We start from the raw sequence: 13226 nt of genomic DNA on the forward strand, positions 1-13226 counted from the left end.
CACCACCAGACACAAAAGTGTCTGGTGGTAGTGTTTCATCTAAGCCTTACGGGATGAAAAAACTATTGCTAATGGCAACCAGAATAATACCCAAGTTTCTCCAGGCCCGCCAATTACAAACATCCCTTGAGTAACAAAAAACATAAGGGAGAATAGATAAATTGAAGCTTCCAGCCCCATGCCTTGATGATATTTTTTATAGGCTTGATATAAGCCTGCCATGATAAGTGAAAACATGAATAATACACCCACCACCCCACCTTTTAAGAAAGCCGATACATAAATACTGTGGGTAGTGATAACATGTTGACCGATACTATTTACAAATCTCAGTTGCTTATCAAACCCCCAACCGAAATAGGGGTGAACAAGTGCTTCTGAAATCGCATGATGCCAAATTCCAAATCTGATAAAACTCTGTGCATAAGAGGAAATAATACGTTCGTAAAACTCACTGCCATAATCGGTAAAGTAAAAAAATAGAGAAATTACTGCAATTGAAATTAAAATATAAAAAACATGTCGAAGATGAACATGCTTATACTTAGCAAGCAAAACAACAAGAGAAACGAGTAAAGCTAATAACGGACCTCGACTTTGCGTCAAAACTAAGCCAATAAATAATAATGATGCAGGCAAATAAATCCAATGTCTGCCCGACTCACGGGCAATAATCAATGCGCTTAAAATCCCAAGAGCAAAGTACCCACCAAGATCGATGACATTCTTAGGTGCGCCAAAAAAACCGTTTTCAAGTCTATTAGTCAATATAGTATTCTTGTCTACTAACATAAATGTCAAAATAAGAACAACAAAACACCCTGAAAAAATAAAACTATAAACTTTTAATGATCCATAACGATTTATACAGAAATCAAACATGTACACAAAAAATAGTAGATAAACAGTGTGCTTTAGAGTCGACACAATATTTATCGGATCATTTGTCCATAAGTTTGTAACACTGTAATAAATGAGGAATAGTGCAACAACACTCATCGACTTCCAGGTATACGACTCGGGAAAACTGATTTTTTTTCGCTGAATAAACCAAAATATCATCATCGCTGTAATCGAAAGATGAAATAAGTTATTTACTTTTCCAACACCTGTAAATATGGTCATTAGAAATAGAAATGCCATAAAAGAAATAGATGCAATAGCTTCTAAACTTTCAGTTCTTTTTAAAAATGACATCTGGCGTCGCCTTCTCGAAAATTTCCTCAGTCAGTCCACTATTCATAGACAAATTGTAAACTTTTATCCCTGCATGATTAAGCTCGCTGCTGGCATTCAAGAATGCGGGCTTAATCACTTGAGTAAAGTTTTCCCCTAAAAAGCTTTTCTGCTTATTATTTTCATTTTCATAAAACCGTGGGGATGAAAAGTTATTCATATCAACCCCTGCTAACAGTATGCGATTTGAGCTGAGCCATACGGCTATTTGCAAAGCCCAATAGGCCACTGTTCCCGCATCAAAAATACCCTGTCGGATATCCCATGAAAAACCAGATAATGGATCAGTCGGATAAACGGACAATCCTTTATTATCATTGAAATTCAAAGCATACTCAGCAGGTACGACTGATTTTCGAAATATCTTATAACTCAGATCTTCAATAATAGCCAAACGACACTTTATCTTATCGACTCCAATGCAATTCAACATGTCATTGAGACAATGAACTGTTGTAAAGAGCGTCAACTCAGGGTCGTCCAGTACTTTTGCGACAATATCAAAACGGTTCTCAACAAAACCGCGATCGACAATAACATAATATGAAAATACGACTTTATCTCGTAGGTGATAAGCGCCATTAACACCAATAAATGTCGTTTCTGAAAGTAAATCAAAATCCAGATCATTAACTGACGGACCAGTTGCCAGTATCGTCATATCATTGGTAACAGTTTTACGTAATGAATCTAATGCTTCAATTTTTATTTCATTTTTTCGCCAAACTAGCCGTTCAATATGGTCTTCTGCCCCACGTTGAATCGTGATATGAGGCCAAAAATTTTCATTGTGCCGATAAGCTCGTTCATGGGTATAACGATAGATTTGTTTAAATATTGATCCCATTCAAAGCAATTCCCGCAATTTTTCGATTACGCTCACGGCGGATATAGCCTGCATTGTGCCACCTGCGCCGCGTAGCTCATGCTGATTCTTACCATATCCCCCAATCAGCCCCGGATCGGTTGGACCAAACAGCGTGATGTTCGGGCGGTCCAGCGCGGCGGTCAGGTGACTCAAACCCGTGTCGACCGAAACGACAGCGCGTGCCCCCGCCAATTGCTGTGCCACTTGCTCCAGCGCTAATTTTGGCAGCACCTCAACATGGTCAAAACCTTCCGCCATTCTTAATGCACGTTGATGCTCATGTTCAGCACCCCACGGCAGTTTCACCCGCAGACCCGTCGGCTGTACCAATTCAATCAGTTCGCGCCAGTGTGATTCAGGCCAATGCTTGTTATCACGGGTGGTGGCGTGTAGAAACACTAAATATTGATGCGCATCCTCGGGCAACGCGGAGAGGAAATGACCGGCAATTGCATAATCCCCCTGAGTGTCCGGTTTCTCATAACCCAGGCTTTTAGCAAACAGTTCGCGCGTGCGTTCTACCGCATGCTGCTGTTTGTTGATTTCATGGCGTTTGTCATACCACCAGCTGGCAAAGGGTTCCCGCGCGCTGCGGCTGTCTTGCCCATGCTTTACGCCTTTAGCCAGTCGCGTCACCAGCGCGGCGCTTTTGATCAACCCCTGGGCATCAATCACCACATCATACTGGCGCGATTGCAGGTCTCGCTTAAACAGAACGCGCTCTTCACGCTGCTGGCTGCCAAACCAATGTTTACGCCAGCGACGAATCGCCACCGGCAGCACTTTATCCACTGCCGGATGCCAACTGGGGATCTGTGCAAAATTCTCTTCGACAACCCAATCAAAACGGATGCCGGGAATAGCCTGCATCGCATCAGTGAGCGCCGGTAACGTGTGCAGCACGTCCCCCATTGAGGAGGTTTTTACAATCAAAACGTGCATGGCTACTCCTGCACCAAATGCAGCAGCGTGCTGAGTTCCTGATGAACTCGAGCCGGCTGAATATCAATAAGACTTTGGTGATAACCCTCTTCGGCATCACCTTTACGTACTTTGTGATAGCCGGAGATTAAACGAATAACGCGCGCCTGATGAGACAACGGTGGTGTGAAATCCGGGCTACTTGGACCATACAAGGCGACCAAAGGACGGTTCAGTGCGGCAGCAATGTGCATCAACCCGGAATCATTACTGACGATAGCCGCGCAATGTGCAATTAAGATAACCGCTTGTTCTAATTGCGTATCGCCGGCCAGATTTTTGCAGTGCGCTCGTGCTGATTCCGATAACGTCTGAACAATAGTGTCACCGGTTTCGCGATCTTTCGCCGACCCGAACAACACCACCTGGTACCCTTCGCCAATCAGTTGCTCGGCAAGCGCCGCGTAATGGTAGTGCGGCCAGCGCTTGGCTGGGCCAAATTCAGCGCCAGGGCAGAACCCTATAGCAGGACGATCGGCCGACAAAGAAAATTGCGCTGCTGTCATGCGCTTTTCATCTTCATCGACACGCAACTGCGGCCACAGTAAGGGCTGCGGCAACTGTTGTGCGGAGGCGATGGGTTTGTCGTAGCCCAGTGCAACATAGCGCTCCACCATCAGCGGAAACGCGGCTTTATCCAGCACACGCACATCGTTCAACACGCCATAGCGCATCTCACCACGCCAGCCGACACGGCGCTTAATACCTGCAAAGAACGGCACCAACGCTGATTTGAACGAATTCGGCAACACATAAGCACGATCATAACCGCTGACCTGAAGGGATTTGCCCAAACGCCGCCTTTCACCCAGTGCCAAAGCGCCATGGCCCAGTGGCATCGCCAGCGCCTGATTGACTTCCGGCATCCGTGACAGCAGTGGCCGGCACCAGGCCGGCGCCATCACATCAATAACCGCATCCGGGTGCTCAGCCTTGAGCGTGCGATAGAGACTTTGCGACATCATCATATCGCCGACCCAGGAAGGGCCAATGACCAGAATTTTCATCGCTGGTGCCGGTTTCCTTATGCTTTGCGGTTGAGCCAGGTCATGTATTCACCCACGCCCTGAGCAACGGTTTTAAATGGCTTGTCATAACCCGCTGCGCGCAGATTGGTCAGGTCCGCCTGAGTGAATGCCTGATAGCGGCCTTTCAGTTTCTCAGGGAACGGGATGTATTCAATCTGCCCTTGCTGATGGAACTTCAGTACTGCATCGGCGACTTCCTGGAAGGATTCCGCACGGCCAGTACCACAGTTGTAGATGCCAGATACCCCGTTTTCCCAGAACCACAGGTTTACTGCAACGACATCGTCAACATGGATGAAATCGCGGCGGAAGTCGTCGCTACCTTCAAACAGTTTTGGATTTTCACCGTTGCTGATCTGCGTGTTGAGGTGGAATGCCACGCTCGCCATACCGCCTTTGTGACCCTCGCGAGGGCCGTAGACGTTGAAGTAGCGGAAGCCACACACGGGAGAATCGGCTTCTGGCAGAATCTGACGCACGTAATGGTCGAACAGCATTTTTGAATAGCCATAGACGTTCAGCGGCTGCTCATACTGGCGCTCTTCAATAAAGTTTTCATTGCGGCCACCGTAAGTGGCCGCTGAAGAGGCGTAAAGGAAAGGAATTTCGCGTTCCAGGCAGAAATGCAGCAAGTCTTTCGAGTACTGATAGTTGTTATCCATCATGTACTTGCCGTCCCACTCGGTGGTCGCCGAGCAGGCACCTTCGTGGAACACCGCTTCGATTGGACCCAGATCTTCGCCGGACATGATGTAAGAAAGAAACTCTTCTTTGTCCATGTAATCCGCGATATCCAGATCTGCGAGGTTCACGAATTTGGTGCCATCTTTCAGATTATCCACCACCAGAATATCGGTAAGACCGCGATCGTTCAGCGCTTTAACAATGTTGCTGCCAATCATGCCAGCGCCACCGGTTACGATAATCATATGCTTTGCCTTTAAAGAGTTGGGGTGAAACAGGAGGTTTCACGCACGAATACCTAACATCATAACATTTCAGCCCGCGGCAGGCAGCCAGATGACTCCGTAACCGCTGCACAATTTGCATCCATCGCGTGAACTATGCTGCAAAACGAAGATTTCTCTGGCGGAAATGTCGGCACGATGCGTCTTGATCAGTAATATGTGCCAAAATTTTGCTATCTGAGGAGCAGAATCATGTCCAGTCAGTTTTATTCGCAAATCCTTCAACAGCTTGAGACAACACGTAGCGATGGATTGTTCAAACAAGAACGTACCATCACGTCGGCGCAGCAGGCTGAGATCAATGTCGCTAATAGTCCTTCGGTGATTAACTTCTGCGCCAACAACTATCTCGGTCTGGCGAATCACCCCGCGCTTATTCAGGCCGCCAAAGAAGGCATGGATTCCCACGGCTTCGGCATGGCATCCGTGCGCTTTATCTGCGGCACACAAGATATCCATCAGCAGTTGGAACAAAAGCTGGCGGCCTTTCTCGGCATGGAAGATGCCATCCTGTTCTCCTCTTGCTTCGATGCCAATGGCGGTCTGTTTGAAACGCTGCTCAGTGCGGAAGATGCCATCATCTCTGATGCACTCAATCATGCCTCAATTATCGATGGCGTACGCCTGTGTAAAGCCCAGCGCTATCGGTATGCCAACAACGATATGTCTGAGTTACGTGCTCGGTTAGAGGAAGCGCGTCATAAAGGTGCTCGCCATATTCTGATCGCCACAGACGGTGTGTTCTCGATGGATGGCGTGATTGCCAATCTGCAAGGCATTTGCGATTTGGCCGACGAATTTGACGCATTGGTGATGGTTGATGATTCCCATGCGGTCGGCTTTGTCGGTGCAACTGGGCGTGGCACCCATGAATACTGCGGCGTAATGGATCGCGTAGATATCCTGACTGGCACATTAGGCAAAGCGCTAGGTGGTGCTTCTGGTGGCTATGTAGCTGCGAAAAAAGAGGTGGTTGAATGGCTACGCCAGCGTTCACGCCCTTACCTATTTTCCAACTCCCTGGCACCTGCCATCGTCGCCGCCTCGCTGCGGGTGTTAGACCTGCTCAGTGAAGGCGATGGGTTACGCCAGCGCCTTTGGGATAACGCCCGATTCTTCCGCGAGAAGATGACCGCAGCCGGCTTTACGCTGGCGGGTGCTGACCACGCCATCATCCCGGTGATGCTTGGCGATGCAAAAGTGGCTCAGCAGTTTGCCAGCCTGCTGCAAAAAGAGGGGATCTATGTCACCGGCTTCTTTTATCCGGTTGTGCCGCAGGGTCAGGCGCGCATCCGCACTCAGATATCTGCAGGCCATACGCAGGCACAGTTGGAACATGCCGTTGCCGCCTTTACGCGCATTGGCCGACAGTTGGGCGTGATCGCAGGAGCAGAACGATGAAAGCATTGGCCAAACTCAAAGCCGAAGAAGGTATCTGGATGGTGAAGGATGCACCGATTCCGGAACCTGGTCACAACGACCTGCTGATTAAAATTCGTAAAACCGCAATTTGCGGCACCGATGTTCACATTTACAACTGGGATGATTGGTCGCGTAAAACCATTCCCGTTCCAATGATCACTGGCCATGAATATGTCGGCGAAGTCGTCGGTATGGGCGAAGAGGTAAGAGGCTTTGCCCTTGGCGATCGTGTGTCCGGCGAAGGTCATATCACCTGCGGTCACTGCCGAAATTGCCGCGCCGGTCGCACTCACTTGTGCCGCAATACCGTGGGTGTCGGCGTCAATCGTCAGGGCTGTTTCGCCGAGTACCTGGTCATCCCTGCATTTAACGCTTTCAAGATTCCCGACAATATCTCTGACGAGCTGGCAGCGATTTTCGATCCCTTTGGCAACGCCGTGCATACCGCGCTCTCGTTTGATCTGGTCGGCGAGGACGTGCTGATCTCTGGTGCTGGTCCTATTGGTATTATGGCTGCAGCGGTGTGCAAACATGTGGGCGCACGCAATGTGGTCATCACCGATATCAATGAATATCGCCTCGGCCTGGCACGCCAGATGGGCGTAACACGCGCCGTAAATGTGGCGCAGGAAAATCTGCGCGATGTGATGGCTGAGCTGGGTATGACCGAAGGTTTCGATGTCGGACTGGAGATGTCTGGCGCGCCTCCCGCGTTTCGCACCCTGCTGGAGGTGATGAACCATGGCGGGCGAATCGCCCTACTGGGCATTCCGCCGGGCGAGATGGCGATCGATTGGAATCTGGTGATCTTCAAAGGACTTTTCATCAAGGGCATCTATGGCCGCGAGATGTTTGAAACCTGGTACAAAATGGCCGCGTTGATTCAATCCGGCCTCGATTTAACGCCCATTATCACACATCGCTACCACATCGATGAATTCCAGCAGGGATTTGACGAGATGCGATCCGGGCGTTCAGGAAAAGTGGTATTGAGCTGGGATTAAGGATTCACAGGGAGGCTTTTGGGCCTCCCATGGCTTCACTTAATCAGCGCCAGATATTGCTGACAGATTGCCGCCGTATCAAATTCGGCAAAGGCATCCGCTGCTAACAACGGCGGGTGCTGATAAATGTCACACATTGCTGTTGCCAGCGATTCAGGATTGAGATCCGCCAGGCCGCGCGCTAAATCACCTTGCAACAGCCACATCGGGCCACCCGGACAACGCGTACTGACAACAGGCGTGCCACACAATACGGCTTCGATCAGCACATTACCAAAACCCTCGCTATCCGAACTGACGATCAGCATTGCCGCCCGGCTGATCCATGCATAAGGGTTTTGTGTAAAGCCATGGAAAATAACACGATTGGCAATCCCTAGCGCTTGTGCCTGGGCTTCTAAATCGGCTTTATGCTGTGCCGATCCCTGCCCCAATAACACCAACGGCAACTGAATATTGCTTAATGCGTAAGCCTTTAACAGGCGATCATGCCGTTTGGTTTCGTGGAAGCGCCCGACATGCACCAGAAAACCAGACTCAGGCACTTCGGCGGGCTCTGCTGCCAACTGCCGAATCAGTGCAATATCGAACGGATTGCCAATTACCGCTTCGCCTGTGAGCTTCACAGCAAAGGCCTCTTTCAAATCCTCCAGCACGGCGGGTGAAACGCCGACTACGTTACGCCCCTGATAAACCTGCTGGATTTTACGCGCCTTTAACCAGCGTGATAATCCGGTGCGATGCCCAAGATAGGAGGCTGAAAACACGCCATGCAGGCAGAACCAGGTTTTCTTCGCATCCAGCGCGCGACTTCGACGCACAATACGGTCGGTTTTGTGCAGATGAGACACCACAAGATCAAATTCACCTGCCGTTTTCTCCGCCTGTTGTACTGCTTCGTCCAGCAAACGGGCTCGACGACTCAGCTCGGTGAGTTTGCGCCAGGGTCGATGATTGGTGTCCAGAATGACCTGATAATCCACTCCCTGCGGCAAGGGGTACTCGCACACCTGTCGCAGGGAAAACAGTGACACACGGTGCCCCTGTGCCAGCATCCCGGTGACCAGCGTCAGAACCACTTTTTCAGCGCCGCCGCCCGGCAATCCATCTATCACCATGAGTATGCGTTTTGACAAAATATTCTACCTGTCTGAATGAAATAACATGTGATTGCCTGCAGTCCCGGCCAGGATAGTAGCGCAGATCCTTCGTGCTTTTCGCCTGTTTCCTGCCCGGGCAAATAGTTTTGCGTCACTGAATGGCTCAGCGTAACATTGCGATTTTATTGGCTTCAGGCGGCGAACATGACCCGGCACGCGTTCCTTATTACCATTGACACTGAAGGCGACAACCTTTGGCGCAATCACCGTTCAATCACCACCGAAAATACCGGCTATCTGCCACGTTTTCAGGACCTGTGCGAGCGTTATGGTTTTAAACCCACCTGGCTGACCAACTATGAAATGGCGATGGATCCTGCTTTCGTGGAATTCGGCAAAGATGTCATCGCGCGCAAACAAGGTGAGATTGGCATGCATCTGCATGCATGGAACAGTCCGCCAGAAGCTCCACTCACCGATGATGACTGGCGTTGGCAGCCTTTCCTGGTCGAATACCCGGATACCGTGCTGCGCGATAAAGTCGTTTATATGACTGATCTGTTGGAAGAAAAGTTCCAGACAAAAATGCTGAGCCATCGTGCAGGGCGCTGGGCATTTGATGAACGCTACGCCGCCATTCTCACCGAATTAGGCTATCAGGTGGATTGTTCCGTTACCCCGCGCGTGAACTGGTCCTACACACGCGGCGCACCACAGGGTAAAGGCGGCACAAACTATACAGATTTTCCGTTCAAACCTTATTTCATCGATCCGCAGGATATCTCACGCAGCGGCAACTCTTCACTGCTCGAAATTCCTATGAGTATTCAATACAAATACTCGCCTTTGATGAATACCTTCAAACAAAGTCTGTATCGGCTGCGCGGCAAGCAAAAAAGCCCCGCCGTACATTGGCTGCGGCCGTCCGGGGGTAATCTTGCTGATATGCAGCGAGTGGTCGAAATGTCGCTGGCAGAAGGGAACAATTACACGGAATTTATGTTGCATAGCTCAGAGTTTATGCCTGATGGTAGTCCTACATTTAAGAATGAGCGTGACATAGAAAAGCTCTATGAAGACCTGGAAGCACTCTTTAGCTGGCTAGCACCACGCTTTGAAGGCCAAACGCTGGCTGAGTATTACTGCAAATTTAACCAGCCTTAAGCAGTGCCTCAGTGATTCGATAAAGAAGAAACGCAGAGCCACTGGGGATTCCGGCGCGTGCTTCTTTATTACTTCTTCAATTAGACTGATTTTGAGCATTTCATTTTATGTATTCAACTCAACCGCCCCTGCTTAGCATTATCACCCCGATGTTCAATGCTGGCAGTATGTTCGATGATTTCATTCAGGCGCTCCTCGCACAAACGCTGACTCAGATGGAAATTATCATCGTTGATGATGGGTCTACGGATGAATCGGGTGAACGTGCAGATACATACGCACAGCAATACCCGCACATTCGGGTCATTCACCAGGCCAACGGCGGCGTGTCACGTGCGCGCAATGCCGGGCTCGCAATGGCGCGTGGGAAATACGTTACTTTCCCGGATGCCGATGACACCATGAACCCGGCGATGTATCAAACGCTGGTGGAGATGGCAGAACGAGATGATTTAGACGCCGCGCAGTGCAACGCGGAATGGTTTTTCAAAGCCAGCCAGACGACCAAGCCGTTGATTCCCCTGGATCGCTTAACCAGCACCGATGTATTGAGCGGCCCAGAATGGCTGAACACCGCACTGCAGACGCATCGATACATGCACGTGGTATGGCTGGGTATATATCGCCGTGAACTGATTGAACAAAACAATCTCACTTTCGAACCGGGGTTACATCATCAGGATATTCCCTGGACCACAGAGTTCATGTTCAACGCCAGACGCGTGCGCTACACCGATCAAATGCTCTACCGCTACTACCTGCACGATGCCTCCATCAGCAACCGCAAACGTACCGGCCAACGAAATGTCGAGTATCAACGCCATTACCTGAAAATCGCGCAGATGCTGGAAGAGATCAATGCACGCTATCGCGATAAAGTTAAAATCTATCCCGTATTCCATTATCAAATTACGCGTGAAGCGCTCAGCGTCTGCCATTCCATTCGCCGTGAACCGGAAGAAAGCGCACGGCAGGCGATGATTGCGGATCTGTTTGCCACGCAAACCCACAAACGGATGCTGCGTAATGCACGCGGCGCTCGGCAGTGGTATCAACTGCTGTTATGGCTGAGTCGGATTTATCGCTGGCGTAACAAATAAGCGTCGCGGCTGGCTTTCGCCCTATAGGGGTTTGCCCTACAATCAGCTCACTGAAATTTGAGATCATTTGAGTATGGCAAGCCCGATTCCAGCCCCATTTGCACCGAAAAACATTCTGCTGATCAAGCTGCGCCATCACGGCGATATGCTGCTAACCACGCCCGTTATCAATGCGCTGCGCCAGCGCTATCCGCAGGCCAACATTGACGTCCTATTGTACAAAGAGACGCGGCCGATGCTGGAAGCGCACCCCGCTATTCGCCAGTTGCACATCATTGACCGCAACTGGAAAAAAGAGGGCGGCTGGCAAAAGTTCCGCCACGAGATGGCGCTGCTTTCAGCTGTACGTACCTGCCATTATGACGTGGTCATTAACCTCGCCGATCAATGGCGCAGCGCGATTATCACACGTTTTTCAGCTGCGCCGGTGCGTATTGGTTTTGCCTACGCCAAGCGTGATCACGCCCTGTGGCGTTGGTGCCATAACTATCTGGTTTCGACAAAAAAACATAATCAATTGCACACCGTCGAGCAGAATATGGCGGCGCTTGAACCGCTAGGTATCAGCGCAGAAGGTGCAAAAGCCTCAATGCACTTTAGTGCGGCAGATAAACAGAAAGTGCAGGATGCATTGGTTCAGCAAAAGGTCAGCGGGCCGTTTATCGTGTTACAGCCAACATCGCGTTGGGTATTCAAATGCTGGGAAGATGAAAAGGTCGCGCAGCTGATTGATACGCTCGCCGCTGATGGCCATACCCTGGTTCTTACCGCTGCCCCAGACCAGAAAGAGCAAGCAATGATTGCCCACATTCAGTCGCTGTGCCACAGCCAGAATGTGGTTTCACTTGCCGGGCAGCTTTCATTGCCGCAACTGGCGGCATTGATTGATGCCGCGCAGCTGTTTATCGGTGTGGATTCTGCCCCCATGCACATGGCCGCCGCACTCGATACGCCCTGTCTTGCGATGTTTGGCCCCACCAAACTGCAACACTGGCGTCCGTGGGGTGAAAACAATCGCGTGATCTGGGCCGGTGATTATGCACCGTTGCCTTCGCCAGACGACATCGATACCAAAACAGAACAGCGCTATCTCTCAGCCATTCCGGTGGATGATGTGGTGGCCGCCGCCAGGAGTTTTTTGCATGACTAAGTTACGCCTGGCGATTGTCCGGCAGAAATATCGTCCGGATGGCGGTGCCGAGCGTTTCATCTCGCGGGCGCTGGAAGCACTGGACAGCGAGCAGCTCGATCTGAATATCATCACACGCAGCTGGCAGGGCACACCCAATCCAGCCTGGCATCTGCACATCTGCAATCCCGCCAAATTTGGACGCGTATCGCGCGAACGCGGTTTTGCCCACGCGGCACGTGCATGTTGGGAACGTGAGAAGTTCGATATCGTGCAGAGCCACGAACGCATTGCGGGCTGCGATATTTTCCGCGCCGGTGATGGCGTCCATCGCGTGTGGCTGGAACAACGTGCGCGTATCGTCTCACCCTGGCAGCGCTTGAGCGCCAGCCTGAGTCCTTATCATCGCTATGTTTTGCAGGCTGAAGCAGAGATGTTCAATGCAGCATCTTTAAAAGCAGTGATCTGTAATTCTGAGATGGTTAAGCAAGATATTTTGCGTCATTTCACGCTAGATGCCAGCAAAATCCATGTCATTCACAACGCCATCGATAGCCAACGTTTCCAGCCAGCAACTGATGCTCAGCGCTACGCCATACGCCAGCAATTGACGCTGCCACAGGATGCCACGGTGATGATCTACGTGGGTTCAGGCTTTGAGCGCAAAGGCTTGAAAGCCGCCATTGAAGCACTCGCCCACAGCGATCGCTATCTGGTTGTGGTTGGCCAGGACAAACAACTTTCACGCTATCAGCAGCTGGCTAACCAGCTTAATTGCCTTGATCGCTTGCGCTTTGTTGGCGTGCAGCAGGATGTGCAGCCCTATTATCACGCCGCTGACGCCTTACTGTTGCCCACGCTTTATGATCCTTTTCCGAATGTGGTGCTTGAAGCGATGGCCTGCGGTTTGGCCGTGATTACCAGCACCGGCTGTGGCGGCGCAGAATTTATTCAAGCCGGTCAGGAAGGCTTCGTTTGTGATGCATTGGATATCAAGGCATTAAATGACGCCATTGTCGCCACACCTGCACTTTCGCAGAATTCTGCCATGGGTGAAGCCGCACGCCGCAGAATCGAACCTTTTGGTCCACAGCGGCTGGCGCAGTCCCTGACTTCACTCTATCAGCAGGTGCTGAAGTCCAGCTGACGAAGTGGTATGAGCAGGCGGTCAGTTTCTGATAACATGCCGCCTTTCATGTGTTTTTTGACGCGAATCTGTCGTAACG

At 50.5% G+C, this 13226-nt stretch carries 12 protein-coding genes; 6 read left to right on the forward strand and 6 right to left on the reverse strand.

Translation table 11 applies throughout. The annotated features are described in order from the left end of the window. Positions 1 to 39: 39 nt before the first annotated feature. Genes F3J37_RS20725 through rfaD form a run of 5 tightly spaced genes read right to left on the reverse strand, consistent with a single transcriptional unit; the run spans position 40 to position 5042 of the window. The gene (locus F3J37_RS20725) at positions 40 to 1197 is read right to left on the reverse strand and encodes an O-antigen ligase family protein (protein WP_034823795.1); all 1158 of its coding nucleotides are present in this window, start codon (positions 1195 to 1197) and stop codon (positions 40 to 42) included. Further along, complete coding sequence (locus F3J37_RS20730; RefSeq protein ID WP_166935433.1) at positions 1175 to 2083, reverse strand: WaaZ-like lipopolysaccharide core biosynthesis protein; 909 nt, start codon at positions 2081 to 2083, stop codon at positions 1175 to 1177. The genes F3J37_RS20725 and F3J37_RS20730 overlap by 23 nt, the downstream gene beginning before the upstream one ends. Further along, on the reverse strand, positions 2084 to 3046 hold the full coding sequence (gene rfaC, locus F3J37_RS20735) for a lipopolysaccharide heptosyltransferase RfaC (RefSeq protein ID WP_166935435.1): 963 nt from the start codon (positions 3044 to 3046) through the stop codon (positions 2084 to 2086). A gap of 2 nt (positions 3047 to 3048) precedes the next feature. Next, complete coding sequence (gene rfaF, locus F3J37_RS20740; protein ID WP_166935436.1) at positions 3049 to 4092, reverse strand: ADP-heptose--LPS heptosyltransferase RfaF; 1044 nt, start codon at positions 4090 to 4092, stop codon at positions 3049 to 3051. Positions 4093 to 4109: 17 nt separating this feature from the next. Then, the gene (rfaD, locus tag F3J37_RS20745; RefSeq protein ID WP_166935438.1) at positions 4110 to 5042 is read right to left on the reverse strand and encodes an ADP-glyceromanno-heptose 6-epimerase; all 933 of its coding nucleotides are present in this window, start codon (positions 5040 to 5042) and stop codon (positions 4110 to 4112) included. Positions 5043 to 5273: 231 nt separating this feature from the next. Between rfaD and F3J37_RS20750 the strand changes: the two genes are divergently transcribed. Then, positions 5274 to 6482 (forward strand): glycine C-acetyltransferase, encoded by a 1209-nt coding sequence (locus F3J37_RS20750; protein WP_166935440.1) that lies wholly within the window; start codon positions 5274 to 5276, stop codon positions 6480 to 6482. After that, positions 6479 to 7507 (forward strand): L-threonine 3-dehydrogenase, encoded by a 1029-nt coding sequence (tdh, locus tag F3J37_RS20755; RefSeq protein WP_038644056.1) that lies wholly within the window; start codon positions 6479 to 6481, stop codon positions 7505 to 7507. The genes F3J37_RS20750 and tdh overlap by 4 nt, the downstream gene beginning before the upstream one ends. A 35-nt stretch (positions 7508 to 7542) precedes the next feature. Here tdh and F3J37_RS20760 read toward each other — a convergent pair whose 3' ends face one another. Next, the gene (locus tag F3J37_RS20760; protein WP_166935489.1) at positions 7543 to 8625 is read right to left on the reverse strand and encodes a glycosyltransferase; all 1083 of its coding nucleotides are present in this window, start codon (positions 8623 to 8625) and stop codon (positions 7543 to 7545) included. Positions 8626 to 8811: 186 nt separating this feature from the next. Here F3J37_RS20760 and F3J37_RS20765 point away from each other — a divergent pair, with 186 nt between their 5' ends. The 4 genes from F3J37_RS20765 to F3J37_RS20780 all read left to right on the forward strand — a co-directional run bounded on the left by F3J37_RS20765 (position 8812) and on the right by F3J37_RS20780 (position 13147). Then, on the forward strand, positions 8812 to 9771 hold the full coding sequence (locus F3J37_RS20765; protein WP_166935442.1) for a polysaccharide deacetylase family protein: 960 nt from the start codon (positions 8812 to 8814) through the stop codon (positions 9769 to 9771). 107 nt (positions 9772 to 9878) lie between these two features. Next, entirely contained in the window at positions 9879 to 10871 is a 993-nt protein-coding gene (locus F3J37_RS20770; RefSeq protein WP_166935444.1) for a glycosyltransferase, read from the forward strand. Positions 10872 to 10944: 73 nt separating this feature from the next. Further along, positions 10945 to 12021, forward strand: a complete 1077-nt coding sequence (gene rfaQ / locus F3J37_RS20775) for a putative lipopolysaccharide heptosyltransferase III (RefSeq protein WP_166935446.1) — start codon at positions 10945 to 10947, stop codon at positions 12019 to 12021. Beyond that, positions 12014 to 13147: a glycosyltransferase family 4 protein gene (locus F3J37_RS20780; RefSeq protein ID WP_166935448.1), complete on the forward strand. Its 1134-nt coding sequence runs from the start codon at positions 12014 to 12016 to the stop codon at positions 13145 to 13147. The genes rfaQ and F3J37_RS20780 overlap by 8 nt, the downstream gene beginning before the upstream one ends. The last annotated feature ends 79 nt before the right edge of the window (positions 13148 to 13226 follow it).

Source organism: Candidatus Pantoea communis, from assembly GCF_011752685.1.
GTDB classification, from domain to species: Bacteria; Pseudomonadota; Gammaproteobacteria; order Enterobacterales; family Enterobacteriaceae; genus Pantoea; species Pantoea communis.

Bases quoted from the DNA above. Each gene is read 5' to 3' on its own strand.
- F3J37_RS20760 (WP_166935489.1), bottom strand. From the start codon at position 8,625: ATGGTGATAGATGGATTGCCGGGCGGCGGCGCTGAAAAAGTGGTTCTG.
- tdh (WP_038644056.1), top strand. From the start codon at position 6,479: ATGAAAGCATTGGCCAAACTCAAAGCCGAAGAAGGTATCTGGATGGTG.
- rfaC (WP_166935435.1), bottom strand. From the start codon at position 3,046: ATGCACGTTTTGATTGTAAAAACCTCCTCAATGGGGGACGTGCTGCAC.
- F3J37_RS20730 (WP_166935433.1), bottom strand. From the start codon at position 2,083: ATGGGATCAATATTTAAACAAATCTATCGTTATACCCATGAACGAGCT.
- F3J37_RS20725 (WP_034823795.1), bottom strand. From the start codon at position 1,197: ATGTCATTTTTAAAAAGAACTGAAAGTTTAGAAGCTATTGCATCTATT.
- rfaD (WP_166935438.1), bottom strand. From the start codon at position 5,042: ATGATTATCGTAACCGGTGGCGCTGGCATGATTGGCAGCAACATTGTT.
- F3J37_RS20750 (WP_166935440.1), top strand. From the start codon at position 5,274: ATGTCCAGTCAGTTTTATTCGCAAATCCTTCAACAGCTTGAGACAACA.
- F3J37_RS20765 (WP_166935442.1), top strand. From the start codon at position 8,812: ATGACCCGGCACGCGTTCCTTATTACCATTGACACTGAAGGCGACAAC.
- F3J37_RS20770 (WP_166935444.1), top strand. From the start codon at position 9,879: ATGTATTCAACTCAACCGCCCCTGCTTAGCATTATCACCCCGATGTTC.
- rfaQ (WP_166935446.1), top strand. From the start codon at position 10,945: ATGGCAAGCCCGATTCCAGCCCCATTTGCACCGAAAAACATTCTGCTG.
- F3J37_RS20780 (WP_166935448.1), top strand. From the start codon at position 12,014: ATGACTAAGTTACGCCTGGCGATTGTCCGGCAGAAATATCGTCCGGAT.
- rfaF (WP_166935436.1), bottom strand. From the start codon at position 4,092: ATGAAAATTCTGGTCATTGGCCCTTCCTGGGTCGGCGATATGATGATG.